General features: G+C 72.6%; 17 protein-coding genes and 1 pseudogene. 12 read left to right on the top strand and 6 right to left on the bottom strand.

The window, feature by feature from the left end; all coding sequences use genetic code 11:
* The first annotated feature begins 238 nt into the window (after window positions 1-238).
* From AC067U_RS28645 to AC067U_RS28635, 3 genes and pseudogenes are all read left to right on the top strand, one after another.
* Window positions 239-718, top strand: coding sequence for an Lrp/AsnC family transcriptional regulator (locus AC067U_RS28645; RefSeq protein WP_478832682.1), 480 nt, complete (start codon window positions 239-241; stop codon window positions 716-718).
* A gap of 19 nt (window positions 719-737) precedes the next feature.
* Window positions 738-1,189: pseudogene (locus AC067U_RS28640) on the top strand (HAD-IA family hydrolase).
* 39 nt (window positions 1,190-1,228) lie between these two features.
* Window positions 1,229-2,314, top strand: coding sequence for an FAD-dependent oxidoreductase (locus tag AC067U_RS28635; RefSeq protein ID WP_478832681.1), 1,086 nt, complete (start codon window positions 1,229-1,231; stop codon window positions 2,312-2,314).
* Window positions 2,315-2,409: 95 nt separating this feature from the next.
* Here AC067U_RS28635 and mltG read toward each other — a convergent pair whose 3' ends face one another.
* Together mltG and AC067U_RS28625 are read right to left on the bottom strand one after the other, a co-directional pair.
* Entirely contained in the window at window positions 2,410-3,270 is an 861-nt protein-coding gene (mltG, locus tag AC067U_RS28630; RefSeq protein ID WP_478832680.1) for an endolytic transglycosylase MltG, read from the bottom strand.
* Window positions 3,271-3,363: 93 nt separating this feature from the next.
* The gene (locus AC067U_RS28625) at window positions 3,364-5,196 is read right to left on the bottom strand and encodes an ABC transporter ATP-binding protein (protein WP_478832679.1); all 1,833 of its coding nucleotides are present in this window, start codon (window positions 5,194-5,196) and stop codon (window positions 3,364-3,366) included.
* A 134-nt stretch (window positions 5,197-5,330) separates the two neighbouring features.
* Between AC067U_RS28625 and AC067U_RS28620 the strand changes: the two genes are divergently transcribed.
* The 5 genes from AC067U_RS28620 to AC067U_RS28600 all read left to right on the top strand — a co-directional run bounded on the left by AC067U_RS28620 (window position 5,331) and on the right by AC067U_RS28600 (window position 13,252).
* Window positions 5,331-5,858: a MarR family winged helix-turn-helix transcriptional regulator gene (locus AC067U_RS28620; RefSeq protein WP_478832678.1), complete on the top strand. Its 528-nt coding sequence runs from the start codon at window positions 5,331-5,333 to the stop codon at window positions 5,856-5,858.
* 19 nt (window positions 5,859-5,877) lie between these two features.
* Window positions 5,878-8,814, top strand: coding sequence for an FAD-binding and (Fe-S)-binding domain-containing protein (locus AC067U_RS28615; RefSeq protein ID WP_478832677.1), 2,937 nt, complete (start codon window positions 5,878-5,880; stop codon window positions 8,812-8,814).
* 54 nt (window positions 8,815-8,868) lie between these two features.
* Window positions 8,869-9,471: a TlpA family protein disulfide reductase gene (locus AC067U_RS28610; protein ID WP_478832676.1), complete on the top strand. Its 603-nt coding sequence runs from the start codon at window positions 8,869-8,871 to the stop codon at window positions 9,469-9,471.
* A 113-nt stretch (window positions 9,472-9,584) separates the two neighbouring features.
* Complete coding sequence (locus tag AC067U_RS28605) at window positions 9,585-11,474, top strand: ABC transporter transmembrane domain-containing protein (RefSeq protein WP_478832675.1); 1,890 nt, start codon at window positions 9,585-9,587, stop codon at window positions 11,472-11,474.
* Entirely contained in the window at window positions 11,471-13,252 is a 1,782-nt protein-coding gene (locus AC067U_RS28600; RefSeq protein ID WP_478832674.1) for an ABC transporter ATP-binding protein, read from the top strand. Before AC067U_RS28605 ends, AC067U_RS28600 begins: the two co-directional genes overlap by 4 nt.
* 157 nt (window positions 13,253-13,409) lie before the next feature.
* Here the strand turns inward: AC067U_RS28600 and AC067U_RS28595 are convergent, their stop codons facing one another.
* Both AC067U_RS28595 and AC067U_RS28590 read right to left on the bottom strand, forming a co-directional pair.
* Complete coding sequence (locus AC067U_RS28595) at window positions 13,410-14,612, bottom strand: hypothetical protein (protein WP_478832673.1); 1,203 nt, start codon at window positions 14,610-14,612, stop codon at window positions 13,410-13,412.
* A 233-nt stretch (window positions 14,613-14,845) separates the two neighbouring features.
* Window positions 14,846-17,110, bottom strand: coding sequence for an MMPL family transporter (locus AC067U_RS28590; RefSeq protein WP_478832672.1), 2,265 nt, complete (start codon window positions 17,108-17,110; stop codon window positions 14,846-14,848).
* 535 nt (window positions 17,111-17,645) lie between these two features.
* Here AC067U_RS28590 and AC067U_RS28585 point away from each other — a divergent pair.
* A complete protein-coding gene (locus tag AC067U_RS28585) occupies window positions 17,646-17,888 on the top strand; it encodes a hypothetical protein (RefSeq protein WP_478832671.1) in 243 nt (80 codons plus the stop codon).
* Here AC067U_RS28585 and AC067U_RS28580 read toward each other — a convergent pair.
* Window positions 17,885-18,670 carry a metal-dependent hydrolase gene (locus AC067U_RS28580; RefSeq protein WP_478832670.1) on the bottom strand — a complete coding sequence of 262 codons (786 nt, stop codon included), beginning with the start codon at window positions 18,668-18,670 and terminating at the stop codon, window positions 17,885-17,887. The genes AC067U_RS28585 and AC067U_RS28580 overlap by 4 nt on opposite strands.
* 112 nt (window positions 18,671-18,782) lie before the next feature.
* Between AC067U_RS28580 and AC067U_RS28575 the strand changes: the two genes are divergently transcribed.
* From AC067U_RS28575 to AC067U_RS28565, 3 genes are read left to right on the top strand one after another with little or no spacing between them, the layout of a single operon-like run.
* Window positions 18,783-21,296 (top strand): DEAD/DEAH box helicase, encoded by a 2,514-nt coding sequence (locus AC067U_RS28575; protein ID WP_478832669.1) that lies wholly within the window; start codon window positions 18,783-18,785, stop codon window positions 21,294-21,296.
* A gap of 58 nt (window positions 21,297-21,354) precedes the next feature.
* Window positions 21,355-22,236: an acyl-CoA thioesterase gene (locus AC067U_RS28570; RefSeq protein WP_478832668.1), complete on the top strand. Its 882-nt coding sequence runs from the start codon at window positions 21,355-21,357 to the stop codon at window positions 22,234-22,236.
* 8 nt (window positions 22,237-22,244) lie between these two features.
* Window positions 22,245-22,649, top strand: a complete 405-nt coding sequence (locus AC067U_RS28565; RefSeq protein ID WP_478832667.1) for a YchJ family protein — start codon at window positions 22,245-22,247, stop codon at window positions 22,647-22,649.
* Here the strand turns inward: AC067U_RS28565 and AC067U_RS28560 are convergent.
* A complete protein-coding gene (locus AC067U_RS28560) occupies window positions 22,613-23,521 on the bottom strand; it encodes a DUF6397 family protein (protein ID WP_478832666.1) in 909 nt (302 codons plus the stop codon). The genes AC067U_RS28565 and AC067U_RS28560 overlap by 37 nt on opposite strands.
* Window positions 23,522-23,545: the final 24 nt, after the last annotated feature.

Raw genomic sequence — 23,545 nt, 5'->3', positions numbered from 1 at the left:
CGACGAAGGCACCGCGGTCCGGTCCGGCCTCGTCGCCGGCCCGGCGCTGCGGCGCCGTAGATACATGGATAGGGCAACAATAAGGAGGTGAAGGCAGTCGGCTCAACTCGGGTCGGTTTCACTGGGCCATTGGCCCGGTTCCGAGCCGATCCCGTCGGCCACCGGCAGGCCAGTGGCTCATGATCGCGGACCGCTCCGCATACCGCAGCGCTTCCGGGCGGCTGCCATGATGGCGGACATGACGGTGGATGAGCTCGACACCCGCATCCTCCGGCTGCTCATCGAGCAGCCGCGCACCAGCGTGCGCGAGTACGCCCGGCTGCTCGGCATCGCGCGCGGCACCCTGCAGGCCCGGCTGGACCGGCTGGAACGGACCGGCGTGATCACCGGGACCGGGCCCGTCCTCTCCCCCGCCGCACTCGGGCACCCGGTACTGGCCTTCGTGCACATCGAGGTCACCCAGGGCCGTCTGGACGAGGTGGGGGACGCGCTGGCCGCCGTACCCGAGATCATCGAGGCGTTCTCGATCACCGGCGGTGGTGACCTGCTCACCCGGGTCGCCGCCCGGGACAACGCCCATCTGGAGGACGTGATCCAGCGGCTGATCCGGTTGCCGGGCGTGGTGCGGACCCGCACCGAGGTGGCGTTGCGCGAGCGCGTGCCGCACCGGCTGCTGCCGCTGGTGGAGGCGGTGGGACGGGCCGCCCGCACATCCTGACGGGACGGGAGGGAGAGCGATGCGACCGGTGGAACGGGCCGAGCGGACGATCTCCGTGATATTCGATCTCGACGGCACCCTGGTGGACAGCGAGCCCAACTACTTCGGGTCGGGGCTCCGCACCCTGGAACGCCACGGCGTCAGGGGCTTCACCTGGGAGGAGCACGCGGCGTTCATCGGGATCGGGCGGTCTCGGCGGAGGAGGTCGCGCACGGCAAGCCGGCACCGGACGTGTTCCTGGAGGCGGCCCGTCGGCTCGGTGCCGGGCCGGCGGACTGCGTGGTGATGGAGGACGCCGCCCCGGGTGCCCTGGCCGCGCACGCGGCCGGGATGGCCTGCGTGGCGGTCCCGTACGTGGCGGCGACCGCCGATGATCCCGCCTTCACGACGGCCGGACTGGTCTTCCGGGGCGGGCAGGGCTCGTTCCGGGCCGAGGAGGCGTACGACTGGCTGCGCGCCCGGGGCGCCTGATCCGGGAAGATCCCGACACCCCCGCGAGTTAGTGGAACCGTGAACGAATTCGCTGAGGGCGGAGCCGTGGACGTGGTGGTCATCGGCGCGGGCCAGGCCGGCCTGTCGAGCGCCTACCACCTGGGGCGCGCCGGGCTGGAGCACGTGGTGCTGGACCATGCTCCGCGTCCGGGCGGGGCCTGGCAGTACCGGTGGCCGACCCTGACCTACGGCCGGGTGCACGGCATGCACGCGCTGCCCGGCATGGAGCTCACCGGTGCGGATCCCGGGCGCCCCTCGTCCGAGGTGATCGGCGAGTACTTCGACTCCTACGAGCGCACCTTCGGGCTGTCGGTACGACGGCCGGTGGACGTGACGGCCGTTCGCGAGGGCGAGGGGGGCCGGCTGCTGGTCGAGTCCTCGGCGGGACCATGGGCGGCGCGGGCGCTGATCAATGCCACGGGCACCTGGGACCGCCCCTTCTGGCCCCGCTACCCGGGGCAGGAGACCTTCCGCGGGCGGCAGCTGCACACCGCGGACTATCCGGGGCCGCAGGCGTTCGCCGGGGCCCGGGTGGTCGTGGTGGGCGGCGGCACCTCGGGAGTACAGCACCTGCTGGAGATCGCCTCGGTGGCGGCGGAGACGACCTGGGTGACGCGGCGGCCGCCGGTGTTCCGGGACGGAGGCTTCGGGGAGGCCGAGGGGCGCGCGGCCGTGGCACTGGTGGACGCGCGGGTCCGCCGCGGGCTGCCGCCGCAGAGCGTGGTGAGCGTGACCGGACTGCCGCTGAACGAGGCGGTCCGGGCGGGGCTGGCATCCGGGGTGCTGGCCCGTAGGCCGGTGTTCGAGCGGATCACCCCAGAGGGTGTGGTCTGGGCGGACGGCAGCACGGTCGCGGCGGACGTGATCCTTTGGGCCACCGGTTTCCGGGCGGCGATCGACCACCTGGCTCCGCTGCGGCTGCGCGAGCCGGGCGGCGGGATCCGACTGGACGGCACCCGGGCGGTCCGGGACCCACGGGTGCACCTGGTCGGGTACGGCCCCTCGGCGAGCACCATCGGCGCGAACCGCGCCGGCGGTGCGGCGGTGCGCGAGATCCGCCGGCTCCTGGCCCGCGAACCGGCCCTGGCGGGCACGGGCGGCTGAGCCGGCTCCGGCCGGCGCGGCTGCCTGCGGCCGGGCCGGTCAGGCGGACCCGGTCGGGCGGCCCCGGTCAGGCGGCCCCGGTCAGGCGGCCCCGGTCAGGCGGGGCCGTTGCCCGCCCGGGCGGCGGCGCGGACCCGGTTGAACTCGGCCACGTGCCGCTGGTGCTCCTCATAGGTCGCCGAGAAGCGGGTGTCGCCCGGTTTGACGGTGACGAAGAACAGCCAGTTGCCGGGGGTGGGCGCGACTGCCGCCTCCATGGCGGGCAGCCCGGGGCTGTCGATCGGGGTGGGCGGCAGGCCCTGGCGTTCGTAGGTGTTGAAGGGACTGTCGATCCGGGTGTCGGCGAGGGTGGTGTCCACCGTGCTGCGGTTCAGCGCGTAGTTGAGGGTGGAGTCCATCTGCAGCGGCATCGACCGGGCCAGCCGGTTGTGCACCACCCGGGCCACCTTCCCCATGTCGGCGGGGGTCTCGGCCTCGGCCTGGACGACGCTGGCCAGGGTCGCCGTCTGGTACGGGGTCATGCCGTGCACCCGGCTGCCGTCCGCCACGGCTTTGGTGGCGAGCTTCTCGGTGGCCGTCCGCACCATGTAGTGCAGCAGGTCGGCCGGGGTGGTCTTCGAGGTCACCGGATAGGTGGCCGGGAAGAGGTAGCCCTCGGGGTTCCCCTTGGCCTCCGCCGGCAGGGGCAGTGCCGCCTTGCCGGCCTCCTTGCGGGTGCTGCCGGGCGGCAGCCGGAGTTCGCGGTCGACGGCGGCGTAGACCTGGGCGGCCCGCCAGCCCTCGGGGATCAGCAGACGGCGCGGCTGCTCGGACTCCTCTCCGGGCAGCAGCTTCGGGAGGAGTAGTGCTGCTGCGGTCGCGAGCACCAGGGCGAAGAAGATCGCCAGTCGGCCGCGGCGGGTGAGGCGGGCGAGGCGGGTGGTCGGGCCTCGTGGCGGCCGCTGCTCAGGACGCATACCGGGACGCTAACCCGTGGACCGCCGGAATCCGGGCACCCATGCCGCGATCCGGTCCGATCGTCACACGATCACGGGATCACGGTCGCCCGGTCACTGCGGAGCGGTTTCCAGCCGGGCGTCCCGGCGCACGAGTGCGGCGTACCGGCCGTCCGCTTCCAGCAGCTCCTCGTGGGTGCCCCGCTCGGCGATCCGCCCCGCGTCCAGCACCACGATCTGGTCCGCGTCGCGGACGGTGGACAGCCGGTGCGCGATCGTGATGGTGGTGCGCCCGGCCGAGAGGGCGTCGATGGCCTGCTGCACGGCGTGCTCGGTGCGGGTGTCCAGGGCGCTCGTCGCCTCGTCCAGGATCAGCACCGGCGGGTCGCGCAGGATCGTCCGGGCGATGGCCAGGCGCTGCTTCTCGCCGCCGGAGAAGCGGTAGCCGCGCTCGCCGACGAGCGTGTCGTACCCGTCCGGCAGGGAGGAGATGTGGTCGTGGATCTGCGCCGCGCGGGCCGCCTCGGCGATCTCCTCGTCGGTGGCGTCCGGCTTGGCGAAGCGCAGGTTGTCCGCGACGGAGGCGTGGAAGAGGTACGTCTCCTGGGAGACCACGCCGATGGACCGGGCCAGCGAGTCGAAGTCCAGGTCCCGCACGTCGACCCCGTCGAGGGTGACCCGCCCGCCGGTCACGTCGTAGAGCCGGGGCACCAGATAGCTGAGGGTGCTCTTGCCGGAGCCGGTCGGGCCGACCACGGCGAGGGAGGTCCCGGCGGGGACGGTGATGTCGATGCCGGTGAGGGTGCGCCGGTCGGCGTCACCGCCGTCGTAGGAGAAGTCGACCTCCTCCAGGCGGAGCTCGCCCTTGGCCTGGTCGAGCCGCACGGGGTCGGGCCGCTCGGTGATCTCCACGGGGAGGTCGAGGTACTCGAAGATCCGGGCGAAGAGGGCGAGCGAGGTCTGGATCTGGACGCCGGTCGACAGCAGGCTGACCGCCGGGCGGAAGAGTCCCTGCTGGAGGGTGACGAAGGCGACCAGGGTGCCGACGGACAGCGAGGGCGCGCCCGACTGCAGGGCGAGGCCGGCGGCCCAGTAGATCAGCGCGGGCATGGCGGCCATGACGATGCCGATGGTGGACATCCGCCAGCGCCCGGCCATGCTGGACCGGACCTCCAGCCCGACGAGCTTCTCGGACTCCTCGGCGAAGGCGCTGGTGAGGGAGTCGGCCCGGCCCATGGTGCGGCCGAGCAGGATGCCGCTGACCGAGAGGGACTCGGTGACGGTGGCGGCCATCGCGGCCATCTGCCGCTGGCGCTGGGTGGTGATCCTCTTGCGCTCGCGGCCGACCCGGCGGCTGATCCAGACGAAGACCGGCAGCAGGAGCAGCGAGACCAGGGTGAGCCGCCAGTCCAGGGCGAGCATGGCGACGACGGTGGCGACGACCGAGGTCAGGTTCGACACCAGGGAGGTCGCGGTGGAGGTGACCGTCGCCTGCATCCCTCCGATGTCGTTGGCGATCCGGGACTGCACCTCGCCGGTGCGGGTCCGGGTGAAGAAGGCCAGCGGCATGCGCTGGAGCTGTGCGTAGACGGCCGTCCGGAGGTCGTGCATGACCCGCTGGCCGACCGTGGTGGAGATCAGCGTCTGCAGGACGCCGAACACGCTGGTGATCACGGCGATCAGGATCATGCCGAAGGCGAGCAGGCTGAGCAGCCCGGTCCGGCCCTCCGGGATGGCGGTGTCCAGGATCTCCTTCAGCAGGAACGGCGAGGCGACGCCGACCAGCGAGGAGGCGCAGACGAGCAGGCCGACCAGGGCGAGTCGGCCGCGGTACGGGCGGAACAGGCGCACGATGCGGCGGAGCTCGCGCGACTGCTCCTCCGGAGCGGGCCGGCTGGGGTCGAGGGGACGCTCGGACGGCGTCCAGGTGGGTTCTGCTGGGTGCATGGGCTCCCTCGGGAGGTGTCGGGAGGACACGGGGCCGCCGGATCGTGCGCGGACTCGTGCCCATCGGATCCATTGGAGCATAGCTCATTGTTACCTATACTCACAATGAACAAGGTCCTGATAGGGTTCCCGGTATGAGCACCTCGTCCCCCGACACCGGTGCCGGCGCCGGTGTCGGCACCGGCAGCGACGCAGGCACCGGCGCAGCCACCGGCACCGACGCAGGCACCGACCGCCTGCTCGCCGAGCAGCTGCTCCGTCTGACCCGACGCCTCCACCGCATCCAGAAGCGCCATCTGGAGCCCGTGGGCATCACCCCCGCGCAGGGGCGGCTGCTGCGGGTGGTCGCCCACTATCCGGCGGACGCCCCGCCCCGGATGGCGGACATCGCGGCCCGGCTGGAGGTGGTGCCGCGCCAGGTGACCACGCTCGTCGACGGCCTGGAGACGGCCGACTGCGTGCTCCGGGTGCCCGATCCCGCCAACCGCCGGGTGACCCGGATCGAGCTCACCGAGACCGGCCGCGCCACGCTGCGCAGGCTGCGCAACGCGCGAACCGACGCCGCGGAGGAGATCCTGGCTCCGTTGACCGCCGAACAGCGCGAGGTGCTCGGCGGCCTGCTGAACGCTCTTGCGGACGTCCCCGCGGAGCGCCCCTGCTGACGGGAGCGAGGAGTCGCGCATGCCGCTGCTGGAGCCCGGGCCCGGAGCCCTCCGACCGCGCACCGTCAGCGGCCCCGCACCCGACCGCGTGCCCCCGCACCGGGCGGGCGGCACCCCCGAGCCGCTGCGCTCCGAACTGACCGAGCTGCTCGGCGCCGACAAGGTGCTCTGGAAGATCTCCGACCTGGTCCGCTACGCCTCGGACGCCTCCCCCTACCGGTTCGTGCCCCAGGTCGTGGTGGTCGCCGAGGACATCGACGACATCTCCGCCGTGCTGTCGTACGCCCACGGCCGGCAGCGGGAGGTGGTGTTCCGCTCGGCCGGGACCTCCCTCAACGGACAGGCCCAGGGCGAGGACATCCTGGTCGACGTACGCCGCCACTGGGCCGGGATCGAGGTGCTCGAGGACGGCCGCCGGGCCCGGATCCGCCCCGGGACCACCGTCGCCCGCGCCAACGCCGCGCTGGCCCGGCACGGCCGGGTGCTCGGCCCCGACCCGGCCAGCGCCATCGCCTGCACCCTCGGCGGAGTGGTCGCCAACAACTCCTCCGGCATGACCGCCGGCACCACCCGCAACGCCTACCGCACCCTGTCCTCCCTCACCCTCGTCCTGCCCTCGGGCACCGTGGTGGACACCGCCGACCCGCTCGCCGACGAGGAGCTGCTGCGGGCCGAACCGGCCCTGTGCCACGGCCTGCTGGCGGTGAAGGCGGAGATCGAGTCCGAGCCGGAGCTGGTGGCCCGGATCCGCGCCAAACACTCCATCAAGAACACCAACGGCTACCGGCTGGACGCCTACCTCGACGGGGACACCCCGGTCGAGATCCTCCGCGGCCTGATGGTCGGCTCCGAGGGCACCTTCGGCTTCATCGCCGAGACCGTGTTCGACACCCTGCCGCTGGACCGGTACGCCGTGAGCGCGCTGCTCTTCTTCCCTTCGCTGCCCGCCGCGGCGGCCGCCGTACCGCGCTTCGGCGAAGCCGGCGCCCTCGCCGTCGAGCTGATGGACGGCAACACCCTGCGCGCCTCGGTGGCCGTCGACGGCGTCCCGGCGGACTGGGCCGGGCTGCCCCGCGACACCACCGCGCTGCTCGTGGAGTTCCGGGCCCCCGACGAGGCGGGGCGGGAGGAGTGCTGGCGGCGCGCGACCGCGCTGCTGGCCGGCCTGGAGCTGGTCGCCCCGGTCCCGTCCGTCACCAACACCTTCACCTCGGACCCGGGGACCATCGCCGGGTACTGGAAGGCCCGCAAGGCGTTCATCCCCGCGGTGGGCGGCGCCCGGCCCCCCGGCACCACGCTGATCACCGAGGACTTCGCGGTGCCGCCGGCCCGGCTCGCGGAGGCCTGTGCGGCCCTGCTGGAGCTGCAGGCGGAGCACGGGTTCGACGCGGCCGTCGCCGGCCATGCCGCCCACGGCAACCTGCACTTCCTGCTCGCCTTCGACGCGGCGAAACCGGCCGACGTGGCCCGGTACGAGGCCTTCATGGGCGCCTTCTGCCGGCTCACCGTCGAACGGTTCGACGGCGCGCTGAAGGCCGAGCACGCCACCGGCCGGAACATCGCCCCGTTCCTCGAACTGGAATGGGGGCCGCAGGCCACCGAACTGATGTGGCGCACCAAGCAGATCCTCGACCCCGGCGGGGTGCTCGCCCCGCGGATCGTGCTGGACCGGGACCCGCGGGCGCACCTGCGCGGCCTCAAGACCATTCCGCGGATCGAGGCGATCGGCGACCCCTGCATCGAGTGCGGGTTCTGCGAACCGACCTGTCCCAGCAAGGACCTGACCACCACGCCGCGGCAGCGGATCCTGCTGCGCCGCGAGATGCTGCGGCAGCCGCCGGGCTCGGCCGTGCTGGACGGACTGCTGGCGGCCTACGGGTACGAGGCCGTGGACACCTGCGCCGGCGACTCCACCTGCAGACTGGCCTGCCCGGTCGGCATCGACACCGGCGCGCTGATGAGGGACTTCCGGCACCGCCGGCACAGCGGCCGCGAGGAGCACGCCGCCGAGCTGGCCGCACACCACTTCAAGGCCGTGGAGCGGGCGGCCCGGTTCACGGTGGCCGCCGCCGACCGGATCTCCCACCGGATCGGCGACCGGCCCCTGCGGTCCCTCACCGGTGCCGTCCGCAAGGCGGTACGGCCGGACCTGGTGCCGGAGTGGCTGCCGCAGATCCCGGGCGCCCCGGCACACGAACTGCCCGCCACCAGCCGCTCCGGCGCGGCGGCCGTGTACTACCCGGCCTGCGTCAACCGCATCTTCGGCACGCCCGACGGGCCGGGCGGGCCCACCCTCCCCGAGGCGGTGGTCGCGGTGTCGGCGCGGGCCGGAAAGCCCGTGTGGATCCCCGGCGACGTGACGGGCACCTGCTGCGCCACGATCTGGCACTCCAAGGGGTACGAGGCCGGGAACCGGCTGATGGCCAACCGGATCGTGGAGGCGGCCTGGGGCTGGACGGCCGGTGGGCGGCTGCCGCTGGTGGTGGACGCCTCGTCCTGCGCCCTGGGCCTCGCCCACGAGGTGGTGCCGTTCCTGACCGAGGACAACCGCGCCCTGCACGCGGAACTGACCGTCCTGGACTCGGTGGTGTGGGCCGCCGACGAGCTGCTGCCGCACCTGGAGGTGCTCCGCACGGTCCGGTCCGCGGTGCTGCACCCCACCTGTTCGATGCGCCACCTCGGCGACGAGGAGCGGTTCCGGGCCGTCGCCGAGGCCTGCGCGGAGGAGGTCGTGGTGCCCCAGGACGCGGGCTGCTGCGGTTTCGCCGGCGACCGCGGGATGCTCCATCCCGAACTGGCGGACGCCGCCACCGCCCGCGAGGCCGCCGAGGTCACCTCCCGCGCGTTCGACGCCCACCTCTGCGCCAACCGGATGTGCGAAGTGGGCATGGACCGCGCCACCGGCCGCCGCTACCACTCCGTCCTGCTGGAACTGGAACGCGCCACCAGGCCGTAGGCCCGCGGGGAAAATCCGGCGGGGGCACCGAACGCGCATGCGAAACTCTCTCGCATGATCCTTCGCCCCAGCGGGCCGCCGCGCCGCCGGACCCGTGGCGCCACCGCGCTCCTCACCCTCGCCGTCCTGGTGGCCGCCCTCCCCCTCACGGGCTGTCGGGTCCTGGAACGCAGGGGCGGCGCGGACAGCAGCACGGTCACCCGGTTCCCGAAGCCGGACCGTGCGACCGCCCCCGCGCTGGAGGGCGAGACCGTCGACGGCCCCGACCTGGACCCGTCGGCCCTGACGGGGAAGGTCGTCGTGGTGAACGTATGGGCCTCCTGGTGCGGACCCTGCAACCAGGAGGCGCCGCACTTCGCCGAGGTGTCGAAGGAGCTCAGGACCGCCGGGGAGCCCGTCGCGTTCGTGGGGATCAACACCAGCGACAAGGAGCAGCACGCCGCCGAGTTCGAACGGGACTACGAAATCGCCTACCCGAGCCTGTTCGACCCCGACGGCGATCTCCTGCTCCGCTTCCCCGCGGGCACCCTCGCCATCAAGTCCATACCGTCCACCGTCGTCCTGGACAGGGACGGCAAGGTCGCCGCCCGGGCGCTCGGCGACATCGACGACGACCTGCTGCGCTCGATGATCGACCCGGTGCTGGCGGAGCGGTAGGCGGGGAGCTCCCGGCCGGAACGCGGGGCCCGCACCGGAAAATTGATTGCCCGGAGGGGGCGAAAAAGGGGAACCTTGCACGGTTTGGTCCACCCACCGAGGCATGGGGCGTCATGCAGATCAGCGATCTTCCGCATCCGGACCCAGGGGTACCGGACACCCGTTCGGGCCCCCGCTTCCTGCTCTGGCTCGGGCGTCGGCAACTCGGCGGACAGGCCAAGAGCCTGTGCTGGGGCCTGCTCCACTTCGCCGGCATCGCCGGACTGCCGTTCACGGTCGGCCTGGGCGTCGAGGCGGTCGTCGACCGCGACGGCACCCGGCTGCTGCTCGACGGCGCACTGCTCTTCCTGGTCGGCGCCGCCATCGCGGTCGGCGACACCATGCTCCACCGGACCGCCGTCACCAACTGGATCACCGCCGCGGCCCGGGTGCAGCAGCTGCTCGCCCGGAAGACCGCCGAGCTGGGCTCCGCGCTCACCCGGCGGGTCGCGGCCGGTGAGGTGGTGGCCGTTTCCACCGGCGACGTCGAGAAGATCGGCTGGTTCGTGGAGGCGGTCTCCCGGTTCCTGGCGGCCGCCTTCTCGGTGGTGCTGATCTGCGCGGGGCTCCTGGTGTACTCCCCCTCGCTGGGCGTGGTCGTGGCGGTCGGCGTGCCCGTGCTCGCCCTGGCCGTCCTGCCGCTGCTCCCGCTGGCCACCAAGCGCGCCGACATCCAGCGCGAGAAGGCCGGCAAGGCCACCGAGCTGGCCTCGGACACGGTCGCCGGACTGCGGGTGCTGCGCGGCATCGGCGGTGAGGAGCTCTTCCTCGGCCGCTACCGCGAGGCCTCGCAGGAGGTCCGCCGCGCCGCCGTGCGCAGCGCCCGGATGTGGGCGCTGATCTCGGCCGTGCAGGTGCTGCTGCCGGGCGTGCTGATGGTGACGGTGATCTGGTACGGCGCCGGGCTCGCGCGCGACGGGCGGATCGCCGTGGGTGAACTCGTCGCGGTGTTCAGCGCGGTGGCCACGATGCTGTATCCACTGCGGCACTTCGAGGAGATCGCGATGGCGTACTCCTTCTCGCGGCCGTCGGCGAAACGGGCCGCGCGGGTGCTGTCGCTGTCCCGGGCGGGCTCTCCGGGACCCACCGGGGCCGCTGCACCGGTCCGGGCTCCCGCGCCGGGCGGAGACCTGTACGACCCGGAGACCGGGCTGCTGGCGCCGGCGGGTGTGCTCACCGCCGTGGTGTGCGGCGACCCGGACCTGGCGGGCCGGCTGGCCGAGCGGCTCGGCGGGCACCCCGCCGAGGCTCCGGAAGGCACTCCGTCGGTCCTGCTGGGCGGGGTCGCGCTGGACGATCTGGAGCTGGACACCGCGCGCACGTTGGTGCTCGTGCAGGACAAGGATCCGGTGCTGCTCTCCGGGACCCTGCGTGCCCTGTTCGACGTACCGGCCTCGGGGGCGGTGGACCCCCCGGAGGCGCTGGCCGCGGCCCGGTGCGGGGACGTCCTGGCCTCGCTGCTGCAGTCCGCGCCGGACGGGGTCACCGACCCGATGGAGGCCCGGCTCACCGAGCGCGGCCGGTCCCTGTCCGGCGGGCAGCGGCAGCGGCTGGCGCTGGCGCGTTCGCTGGTCACCGACCCGGAGGTGCTGGTGCTGGACGAACCGACCTCCGCGGTCGACTCGCACACCGAGGCGCGGATCGCGGAGGGGGTGTCGGCGCTGCGGGCCGGGCGCACCACGGTGGTGCTGGCCTCGTCCCCGCTGCTGCTGGACCGCGCGGACCGGGTCGTGCTGATCGACGGCGGCACCGTGGCGGCGGTCGGCACGCACCGGGAGCTGCTGCGCTCGGAGCCGCGCTACCGGGCGGTGGTCACGCGGGAGACGGACGAAGAAAACGCGGCGAACGAGGCGAACGAGGCGCGGAAGCTCGCCCGCCTCGAGGACGGGCTCCGCGACGGGGTCGGGAACGGGCTCGGCGAGGGCATCGCCGTGGAACTGAGGGAAATCGAGGAGTCGGCATGATCGGCGTGGCAGCGCCGGAGTACGATCCGGCGGCCCCGGAGACGGCGGCCACCCTGCCGGTGGGGACACCGGCCACGGTCCGCGCGTACGTGGGCGGACTGCTGCGCCGGCACCGGCGGGCGTTCACCCTGCTGGTGCTGGCCAACGCGATCGCGGTGGCGGCCTCCATGGCCGGCCCGTACCTGCTGGGGCAGGTGGTGGACGATCTGGCGGCCGGATCGCGCGAGCTCCACCTGGGGCGGGTCGGGCTGCTGTTCGCGCTGGCCCTGGTCGTGCAGACGGTGTTCGTACGGATGACGCGGCTGCGCGGGGCGATGCTCGGCGAGGAGATGCTGGCCGACCTGCGGGAGGACTTCCTGGTCCGGTCGGTGGGTCTGCCCCCGGGTGTGCTGGAGCGGGCCGGCACCGGTGACCTGCTGTCGCGGATCACCACCGACGTCGACCGGCTGGCGAACGCGATGCGGGAGGCCGTGCCGCAGCTGGCCATCGGCGTGGTGTGGGCAGGACTCCTGTTCGGCGCGCTCGCGGTGACCGCGCCGCCACTGGCACTGGCGGCGCTGCTGGCACTGCCGGTCCTGGTGTGGGGCTGTCGCTGGTACTTCAGGCGGGCGCCCTCGGCGTACCGTTCGGAGGCCGCCGGGTACGCGGCGGTCGCGGCCGCCTTGACCGAGACGGTGGACGCGGGCCGCACGGTGGAGGCGCACCGGCTGGGCCGACGCCGGATCGCGCTGTCCGAGCAGCGGATCAAGGAGTGGACGGCCTGGGAGCGGTACACGCTGTTCCTGCGGTCGGTGCTGTTCCCGGTCATCAACGTCACCTTCGTGACCATCCTGGCCGCGGTGCTGCTCATCGGCGGCTGGTGCGTGCTGCAGGGCTGGCTGTCGGTGGGTCAGCTGACCACGGGTGCGCTGCTGGCCCAGATGATGGTCGACCCCATCGGGCTCATCCTGCGCTGGTACGACGAGCTGCAGATCGCCCAGGTGTCGCTGGCGCGGCTGGTCGGGGTGCGGGACATCGAACCGGACGCCGGTGATGCCGGGGTCTCCCCGGCCGGCCGGGACGTCCGGGCCGACGGGGTGCGGTTCGGCTACCGCGAGGGGGTGGACGTGCTGCACGAGGTGTCGATGGCGGTGCCGCCGGGCACGCGGATGGCGCTGGTCGGACCGTCCGGGGCGGGGAAGTCCACGCTGGGCCGGCTGCTGGCGGGGATCTACGCGCCCCGGACGGGCGAGGTGACGCTGGGTGGGGCCCGGCTGTCGGAGATGCCGGCGGAGCGGGTGCGCGAGCACGTGGCGCAGGTCAACCAGGAGCACCACGTGTTCGTGGGCACGCTGCGGGACAACCTGCTGCTGGCCCGTACGGGTGCCGGGGACGCGGAGCTGTGGGCGGCACTCGGCGCGGTGGACGCGGACGGCTGGGCCCGGGCGCTGGAGCTCGGCCTGGACGCCGAGGTGGGTTCGGGCGGTACGGCGCTGACCCCGGCGCAGGCGCAGCAGATCGCGCTGGCCCGGCTGGTGCTGGCCGATCCGCACACGCTGGTGCTGGACGAGGCGACCTCGCTGCTGGACCCGCGGGCGGCGCGCCATCTGGAGCGTTCGCTGGGCCGGGTGCTGGACGGGCGTACGGTGATCGCGATCGCGCACCGGCTGCACACGGCGCACGACGCGGACGTGATCGCGGTGGTGGAGGACGGCCGGATCAGCGAGCTGGGCAGCCATGACGAGCTGGTCGCGGCGGGCGGCGCGTACGCGGCGCTGTGGCGGTCCTGGCACGGCTGACCCGCACGGCACGGGCGCGGCCGGCCCTGGGTGGCACGGGGTCGGACCCCGGGCGGGGCGGGGCCCGGCTTCCCCTCGGAGGGGAGGCCGGGCCCCGTCGTGTTGGTGCGGGCCCCGGTCCGGCGCCGGCGTGCCGGGCTGCCCGACCGGCCCGCCGTCAGCGGTGCGGGCGGGTGGTTTCGGGGGCTCCGGCCGAGGGACTGTGCGGGTTGATGCCCGCACCGGGCCGCCGCTGCACGGTGCGCAGCGGCAGGTCGGGGTGGTAGGCCTGCTTGCCGGCACAGGTCCAGATGACGGGGCGTTCGATGCCGGAACCGTCCACGGCCACGCCGCCGACCTGGTCCCGGTCGGTCACGGCGAAGGCGGCCGAGAAGCCGGTGGGCGCCAGCCGCGGCAGGGCGAGCACCGGGCCGCTGCCGGGCCAGTACTGCGCCTGGACCGGCGGCATGGGCTCCGGCGGCCAGTCGTAGGGCGAGTCGTAGGCGGTGCCGACGGTCACCTTGCTGGTCGGGCTGATGTCCTCGAAGCTGCCGCTGGTGCGGCCCGCCAGGGTGCCGGGGCCGGTCCGGGCGGCGTACGGCGGGGCCCATGTCGCCAGGATGTTGGTCTCGTCGCGGTTGCCGGCGACGATGCCCACGAGGCGGCCGGACTCGTCGATGGCCTCGGGCATGGAGATCTCGTAGGCGCTGCCGAGCGGCTGGGTGTACACGGGCGGGGCTGCGATGCTGCCGCTCCACACGATCCCGGGGGCGGTGCTCCAGCCGTCGGGGTCGCTGCCGGTCCCCCAGCCGTAACCGACGATCCGGCCGGCGTTGTTGATGCCGGTGACGGCCCGCAGGTCGAAGCCGGCGGGCTCGGCGAGCACGCGGCGGACCGCGGCACCCTGCCATTCGACTCCGATGGTGTCGCTGCCCTCGTGGCGGTAGCCGACGATGCGGCCGTGGTCGTTGACGGCGGTCGCGTACTGGCCGCCGGGCAGCAGGGTCACGGCGGCCTGCCAGGGGTAGTAGCGGAAGGCGCGGGGCCCGGTCGGCCCCATGACCATGCCGACCATCAGGCCGAACCGGTTGACGGCGTCGACGCGGCCGCCGGTGTATCCGGCGGGCAGCGGCACGGCGTGCACGGTGGTGCCGCTCCACCAGGCGGGCTTGCCGTGCGAGGCACCGACCGACAGTCCCAGTCGGCCGATGCCGTTGACCTGGGTGTCCTCGATCCACGGGCTGGGTTCGGCCGGGTCCGGTCCGGGCAGTGAGCCCAGCACCCTGATGGCCGGCGTACAGGCGAGGCCTTCCGTCGCCGCCCCGGCCGGTGCGGCGAGTGCGAGCGAGGCGAGCAGGGCCCCTCCGACGGCTGCGAGCACACGGCGTCTGCCGCCTCTGCTGCGGCTGGTGTGGCTGCTGTGTCTGGTGTGGCTGCTGTCCATGGGTCCCCCCGGTCATGGCGCGAGCCGACGAATCCGACGGCTCGTCGGTGCACATGATGTCCGTCCCGGCCGGGACTGAACAGATGGCGGCCGGGGGCACTTTCCATGAACGGGAGGGGCCGGCCCGGCTGTTGTCACAGCCGGGCCGGCCCCTCCGCGCGGTCCCGCCGTCAGCGGTGGTTCGCGTAGTACCGCTCCGCGGTCTTGCGGCCCGTGCGGCCCCACCGGTCCGCGGCGCTCTCCGGCGCGTGCCGGTCCAGCTTGGCGCCTTCCACGTCCACGTTGGGCAGCAGCCGGTCCAGCCACCTCGGCAGCCACCAGGCGGACTTGCCGAGGAGGGCGAGGAGGGCCGGCACGATGGCCATCCGGACGACGAAGGCGTCGAAGAGGACGGCCGACGCGAGGGCGAAACCGATCATCTTGATCAGGTCGTTGTTCTCGGTGATGAACCCGGAGAACACGCTGATCATGATGACGGCGGCCGCGCTGACCACCCGTCCGCCGTACCGGAAGCCGGTGACCACCGCTTCACGGGGCTCCTGACCGTGGCTGAAGGCCTCCCGCATGCGGCTGACGAGGAACACCTCGTAGTCCATCGCGAGGCCGAACACCACACCGATCATGAAGATCGGCATCGTGCTGATCACCGGTCCGGTCGCCTTGACGCCGAACACGTCGGCCAGCCAGCCCCACTGGAAGATCGCCACGACGGCGCCGAGGGCCGCGCTGACGGAGAGCAGGAAGCCGAGGGCGGCCTTGAGCGGCACCAGGATGGACCGGAAGACCAGGACCAGGAGCAGGAAGGCCAGGCCGACCACCAGGGCCAGGTACGGGACCAGCGCGTCGTCCAGGGTCTTCGAGAAGTCGATGAACGCGGCGGTCTGACCGGTCACGAGGATCTCGTCGGCACCGCTGGCGCTCTCGATGCCGCCCACGCTGTCGCGGATGGACCGGACGAGCACCTCGGTGTCGTGGTCGTTGGGGCCGGTGGAGGGGACGAGGGTCAGGATCGCGGTGTCGTTGGCCGGGTTCGCCGTGGCCGGCGAGACGGATTCGACACCCTTCACCTTGACCAGCGACTGGGCGGCCGAACCGGCCGCGGCCGCGGCGTCCTTGGAGCCCACGGTGATGGTGAGGGGCCCGTTGAAGCCCGGACCGAAGGACTCCGACAGCATGTCGTACGCCTTGCGCTGGGTGGTCTCGGGCGCCATGGTGCCCTCACCCGGCAGGCCCAGTTCCAGGCTGGCGGCGGGCAGCGCGATCGCGCCCAGGCCCACGACGCCGACGAGCAGGACCGAGACCGGGTGGCGGAGCACGTACCGGGCCCAGCGGGTGCCCATGTTGGGCTTCTGGCGGACGGCCTCCTTGGCCATCTTGCGCAGTCGGCGGGCGGAGGGCTGCTTGCCGTTGACCGCCGTGCGGTCGACGCGGCGCAGGGTGCGGACCGGGGCGAAGCCGAGCAGGGCCGGGACGAGGGTGATCGCGATCAGGACGGCCACGGCGACCGTTCCGGCCGCGGCCATGCCCATCTTGGTGAGCATCGGGATGTTCACCACGGCCAGGCCGGCCAGGGCGATGATGACGGTGAGCCCGGCGAAGACCACGGCCGATCCGGCGGTGCCGACGGCACGTCCGGCGGCTTCCTGCGGGGTGCGGCCCTCGGTGACCTCGGACCGGTAGCGGGAGATGACGAACAGGGCGTAGTCGATGCCGACGGCGAGCCCGATCATCATGGCCAGGGTGGACGTGGTGGCGGACAGGCCGAAGGAGCTCGCGAGGGCGAGGATGCCGCTGAGGCCGACGCCGACGCCGATGAGGGCGGTGAGCAGGGGCATGCCCGCGGCGATCATCGAACCGAAGGTGATCAGCAGGACCACGGCGGAGATGAGGATGCCGATGCCCTCGGCGCCGCCCATCGCCGCTTCGATCTCGATGGCGTCACCGCCGGCCTCGACGGTCAGGCCGGTGTCACGGGCCTTGTCCAGGGCTTTGGTGAGCCCCTCGTGCTCCTTGTCGGTGAGCGCGGTGGCGGCCGTCTTGTAGGTGGCGACGGTGTAGGCGGTGGTGCCGTCCTTGCTGATGGCACCCGCCTGGTACGGGTCGGTGACCGCGACGACCCCGGGGGCCTTGGTCATCTCGGCGACCAGGGCGGAGACCGCGGCCTTGCGATCCGCGCCGGAGATCTTCTCGCCCTTGGGCGCACGGACGACCACCCGGGCGGTCGCCCCGTCGGCGCTCGCGGCCGGGAACTTCTCCTTGAGCAGGTCGAACGCCTTCTGCGATTCGGTGCCCGGCATGGTGAAGGTGTCGGCTGGGGGTGGTGGCGCGGACGAGGCGGCGGCGCCCACCCCGCCGAAGATCAGCACCCATATCAGGAGGGTCAGCCAGCGTCGGCGGAAGGCGAAGCGGCCCAGCTTGTAGAGGAATGTGGCCACGACGAACAGGCTCCTGTCGGATCGGCGGTGTGGGGTTCACGCATCGCTTGTCGATGCGCGCAGCAACGGGTCCGGGAGGCATGCCCGCCTCGACCGCATGGCATCACTATGACGCCATAGTGGCGCCAATGCAAGACCATGGCGCCAGATCCGGCACCAAGGCGGCGCCATCCAGGCTTTCCGGAGTGCACCCTTCAGCAGGGTCACACCCTGACGGGCATCGCGTCGCCCTAGGTAGGGGCGATGTGTCAAAAGGGATCCACGCAGCGATATAAACGCGCCATAAATGCGCCATCGTGGCGCCAAATCGTCGTTCCCTTGCGGCGTGCCGCGGTGGAACTAGGGCCCGGCGCCGCAGCCAAGCATGGCGGCGGCGAGGGGACTAGGCCCGGCACGCATGGCTTCACGCCCGTACATGGGCGCCGGTGTCAAGTCACGGACTTTCGGAGATGGGCCGGCAGGCTCTCCGCCTTCACTGTGGAGAGGTCAGGAGGCGGCGCCCAGGCCGCAAGCTCCCGGAAGGAACGGACATCCTGTGCGAGTCAAAGATCACCGGGCCACTGCCGTGGCCAAGCGCGTCCTCGTGGCCGCGGCCGCCATTCTCGTGGCACTCTTCTGCGCGGTGCTCGTGTCAGAGGTCACAGCGCTGATGACCGACATCTGGTGGATCCGGACCATCGTCACGGCGGTGACGGCCGCGGAGGTCGGCCGCCTGCTGTGGCCCAAGGCGCCGAAGAAGGACCCCCCGACGGACGCCGGCCTTTCGGCGCGTCCCTAGACCAATCCCAGGGCGGACGCGCCGCCTATGCCGCCGAGCAGCATGAACACCGGCATGAGCAGCTTGAGTTCGACCCAGCTGCCGGCCCGGAAGCGCATCACCTTCGGCGGGCCGACGGGGTACCAGCGCTTGCCCGCTATCGGGATGGGCCACAGGATCGGGCAGCCGGAGACGGTCAGGGCGTCCCCGATGTCGTGGACCAGGGCGCCGAGGACGACGGGCAGGCCCAGCCAGAGGTACTCCTGGCCTGGGCTGGTGAACAGCCAGCCGTTGCCTGGCTGGTCAAGGACGCCGGCCAGGATCCAGGCGCTGGTCGCGCCGAGCAACCAGACCAGGATGTCACTGGACATCCTGGCGGCCCGCCACAGCAGGCCCTCCACCGCCAGGACCAGGTGCACGAAGAGCAGGGCGAGGACACCCCAGCGACCGGCGGTCACCGCGAGCACGGAGGAACCGGCCCCGATCAGCGCCGCCCAGAGCCAGGTGTGGGTCAGGGTGCGGTGGCCCCCGGAACGGCGGGCGTCGCGGGCGGACCGGGTCGCCTTGTAGACGGCGTAGGAGAGCTTGTCGACCACTTCGCACAGGCCGCGCGAGAGCGGCCCGAAGGCACGCGAGATGGTCGCGGACTTGTGGTCGAGGTCGGGGGCCAGGGCCGCGCCCGCGCAGATCAGGGACCCGGTCAGCAGGACCGGCCAGGGCATCGGGTGCCCGGCGGCCGCGACGGCCGCCCCCACCCCCAGCCAAGCGGCCGCGCCGGAGAGCGAGTGCGCCGGACCCATCATGTTCGTTCCCGCCCCAGTCCCGTGGTGATCCTCGACGGCCCAGAGTACCTTTGTCGATCTTCGATTCCCGGCCGGTTCCCTGATCCGGGCGGAAGCCAGGCAAGATGGGGGCGTGACCCTCATTGATCAGCTGCCGCCGACCGCCGACCCCGACGCCCTCTTCGAAGCCTTCTCCTCGTGGGCGGAGGGCCAGGGCATCGCCCTGTACCCGGCGCAGGAGGAAGCGCTGATCGAGGTGGTCTCCGGGGCGAACGTGATCCTGTCCACCCCGACCGGCTCCGGGAAGAGCCTGGTGGCGGCGGGGGCCCACTTCACCGCGCTGGCCCAGGACAAGGTCACCTTCTACACCGCCCCGATCAAGGCGCTGGTGTCGGAGAAGTTCTTCGACCTGTGCAAGCTGTTCGGCACGGAGAACGTCGGCATGCTCACCGGCGACGCCTCGGTGAACGCGGACGCCCCGGTGATCTGCTGCACCGCCGAGGTGCTGGCCTCCATCGCCCTGCGCGACGGTAAGGACGCCGACATCGGCCAGGTCGTGATGGACGAATTCCACTTCTATGCCGAGCCGGACCGCGGCTGGGCCTGGCAGATCCCGCTGCTGGAGCTGCCGCAGGCGCAGTTCGTCCTGATGTCGGCGACCCTCGGTGACGTGTCCCGGTTCGAGGAGGACCTGACCCGGCGCACCGGCCGGCCCACCTCCGTGGTCCGCTCCGCGACCCGCCCGGTCCCGCTGTCGTACGAGTACGTCACGACCCCGATCACCGACACCCTCACCGAGCTGCTGCAGACCAGGCAGGCTCCCGTCTACATCGTCCACTTCACCCAGGCGCAGGCGGTGGAGCGGGCCCAGTCGCTGATGAGCATCAACATGTGCTCCCGCGAGGAGAAGGACCAGATCGCCGAGCTCATCGGCAACTTCCGGTTCACCACCAAGTTCGGCAAGAACCTCTCCCGCTACGTCCGGCACGGCATCGGCGTGCACCACGCCGGCATGCTCCCGAAGTACCGGCGGCTCGTGGAGAAGCTGGCCCAGGCCGGTCTGCTGAAGGTGATCTGCGGCACCGACACCCTCGGCGTCGGCGTGAACGTCCCCATCCGCACGGTGCTGTTCACCGCGCTGACCAAGTACGACGGCAACCGGGTCCGCACCCTGCGGGCACGCGAGTTCCACCAGATCGCCGGCCGGGCCGGCCGGGCCGGCTTCGACACCGCGGGCTACGTGGTGGCGCAGGCGCCGGAGCACGTGATCGAGAACGAGAAGGCCCTGGCGAAGGCGGGCGACGACCCGAAGAAGCGCCGGAAGGTGGTCCGCAAGAAGGCCCCCGAGGGCTTCGTCGGCTGGACCGACGGCACCTTCGAGAAGCTCATCGCCGCCGACCCCGAGCCGCTCACCTCCCGCTTCAAGGTCAGCAACATCATGCTGCTCTCGGTGATCGCCCGGCCCGGCAACGCCTTCGAGGCGATGCGCCGGCTGCTGGAGGATAACCACGAGCCGCGCAAGAACCAGCTGCGGCACATCCGCCGCGCCATCGCCATCTACCGCTCCCTGCTGGACGGCGGCGTGGTGGAACAGCTGGACACCCCGGACGCGGAGGGCCGCACCATCCGGCTCACCGTCGACCTGCAGCAGGACTTCGCGCTGAACCAGCCGCTGTCCACCTTCGCACTGGCCTCCTTCGACCTGCTGGACCCCGAGTCCCCCTCCTACGCGCTGGACATGGTCTCGGTGGTGGAGTCCACCCTCGACGACCCGCGCCAGATCCTCGCCGCCCAGCAGAACAAGGCCCGGGGCGAGGCCGTGAACGCGATGAAGGCGGACGGGGTCGAGTACGAGGAGCGGATGGAGCGGCTGCAGGACGTCACCTATCCCAAGCCGCTGGAAGAGCTCCTGCTGCACGCCTACAACGTGTACCGCAAGAGCCACCCGTGGGTCGGCGACCACCCGGTCTCGCCGAAGTCGATCATCCGTGACATGTACGAGCGGGCGCTGTCCTTCACCGAGTTCACCTCTTTCTACGAGCTGGCCCGTACCGAGGGCATCGTGCTGCGCTACCTGGCCAGCGCGTACAAGGCGCTGGACCACACCATCCCGGACGACCTGAAGTCCGAGGACCTGGTGGACCTGATCGAATGGCTGGGCGAGATGGTGCGCCAGGTCGACTCCAGCCTGCTGGACGAGTGGGAGCAGCTGGCCAACCCCGAGGTGGAGACGGCCGAGCAGGCCCAGGAGAAGGCCGACCAGGTCAAGCCGGTCACCTCCAACGCGCGCGCGTTCCGGGTACTGGTCCGCAACGCGATGTTCCGCCGGGTGGAGCTGGCCGCCCTCGACCACGTCGAGGAGCTGGGCGAGCTCGACGGCGAGTCCGGCTGGGACGCGGACGCCTGGGGCGAGGCGATGGACGCCTACTGGGACGAGTACGAGGACCTGGGCACCGGCCCTGACGCCCGCGGCCCGAAGCTGCTGATGATCGAGGAGGACCCGGAGCACGGCCTGTGGCGCGTCCGCCAGACCTTCGCCGACCCCAACGGCGACCATGACTGGGGCATCAGCGCCGAGGTCGACCTGGCGGCCTCCGACGAGGAGGGCCGGGCGGTCGTCCGGGTGACCTCGGTCGGGCAGCTCTGACCCGGCGGCGCCGCCGCCCCGCGTTCCTGACGGCACCGACAGCAGTGGAGAACCTCTGATGACGAACCCCGCCGAAAGACTCGTCGACCTGCTCGACCTGGAGCAGATCGAGGTCAACATCTTCCGCGGCCGCAGCCCGCAGGAGTCCTTGCAACGTGTCTTCGGCGGGCAGGTGGCCGGCCAGGCCCTGGTCGCGGCCGGTCGGACCACCTCGGGCGACCGCCCCGTGCACTCCCTGCACGCGTACTTCCTCCGCCCCGGCATCCCCGGGGTGCCGATCGTGTACCAGGTGGAGCGGGTGCGCGACGGGCGTTCCTTCACCACGCGCCGGGTCACCGCGGTCCAGCAGGGCCGTACGATCTTCAACCTCACCGCCTCCTTCCACCAGCCGGAGCAGGGCAGCATCGAGCACCAGCTGCCTCCCCGGCTGGACTTCCCGCACCCGGACACGCTGCCCAAGGTCGTGGACGAGATCCGCGAGCACCTGGGCGAGCTGCCCGAGGCGCTGGAGCGGATGGCGCGCCGCCAGCCCTTCGACATCCGCTACGTGGACCGGCTGCGCTGGACGCCCGAGGAGATCAAGGACGCCGATCCGCGCAGCGCGGTGTGGATGCGCGCGGTCGGCCCGCTGGGCGACGACCAGCTGGTGCACACCTGTGCCCTCACCTACGCCAGTGACATGACCCTCCTCGACGCCGTGCGCATCCCCGTGGAACCCCTGTGGGGCGTGCGCGGGTTCGACATGGCCAGCCTCGACCACGCCATGTGGTTCCACCGGCCCTTCCGGGCGGACGAGTGGTTCCTCTACGACCAGGAGTCCCCCATCGCCCACGGCGGCCGCGGCCTGGCCCGCGGCCGGATCTACGACACCGAGGGCCGGCTCCTCGTCTCCGTGGTCCAGGAGGGCCTGTTCCGTCCGTACGCCTCCCTGAAGGGCTGATCGCTCCCGTGCCCACGCCGTCCCCTCGTCCCTGCCCCTGCGGACTGCCCGCCGCCTACCCGGAATGCTGCGGCCGCTTCCACTCCGGCGCGCAGCAGGCACCCACCGCCGAGCTGCTGATGCGTTCCCGCTTCAGTGCGTTCGCCGTCGGCGACACCGCCTACCTGCTGCGGTCCTGGCACTCCTCGACCCGCCCGGACGGGCTGGAGCTGGATCCGGCGCAGCGCTGGGAGCGGCTGGAGATCCTGGGCACCGAGCGCGGCGGGATGTTCGAGACGGAGGGCGCCGTGGAGTTCCGGGCGCACTACCGGGAGGGCCGGCACGCCGGCTCGCTGCAGGAGAACAGCAGCTTCACCCGGGAGGACGGTGCCTGGGTCTACGTCGGCCCGCTCTCCCCCGTCGTCTTCGACTGAGCCCTCGCCCCCGTCAGGGCGAAGTCCAGACTGGTCCGGTACCAGAGGACCTCCTCCGGCTGCTCCGCCCGGAGCAGCCGGAGGGCGACGGCCGCGGCGGTCTGCGCCTGCGGGTGCCCGTAGGGCGCGGGCGGTGCCAGCCCGGCCAGCCGGGTGCGTTCCGCCGGATCGGGAACGGCATCGGCCACCTCTCCCTCGGGCAGCACCGAGGCGAGGACGGCCGCCCGCTCCCAGGGGTCGGCGGTCCGCCTCAGCAACAGCCCCACGTGCCGGCCGCGCCAGCGGCGGGGCCGCTGGTCCTCCCCGCTCACGATCCGCTCCCGGTCCTCCGCGAGGGCTCCGCCCCGCAGCAGATCGGGCCTGAGGTCGGCGAACTCCTTGAGTTCCTCGGCGAGATAGAGCCATACGACGGCCCGGTAGCGGTTGATCCGGTACCCGACCGGAGTGACATGGCCACACCGGGCGAGCCGGGTGAACCGGGCGGCGCTCACCCCCAGCAGCCCGGCCGCGCCCGCGGCACCGAGGGTCTCCACCCGGCCCCGGAGTGCGTGCGGGAACCCCTCGTCGGACCTGATCCGGTCGAGCTCCGCGCGGGCGAACCGGGTCGCCCCGCCGGGCCCGGAAGCCCCGGCCCGGACGATCCCCAGCTGCACGGCCCGGGCGAACTCCGCCCTCCGGAGCCCCAGTTCCGCCGCAGCCCGTTCACCGCCCACCATCGGGTGCGCCCGCCGGACGGCCCGGCCCACGCTCCGCCCCACGCCCTGTCCCACACTCCGCCCCACGCCCTGTTCGCCACTCTCTCCCACACCGCATCCCACGTTCCGTCCGACAACGGCTCCCATGACCTGCCCGCCGGCCTGCTCTGCCTTCATGAAGTCCTCCCTCACCGAAACCAC

This window comes from Streptomyces sp. NPDC043853, assembly GCF_056436025.1.
The sequence above is the reverse complement of the archived record's forward strand: the minus strand, read 5'-3'. Positions and strand labels throughout refer to the sequence as shown.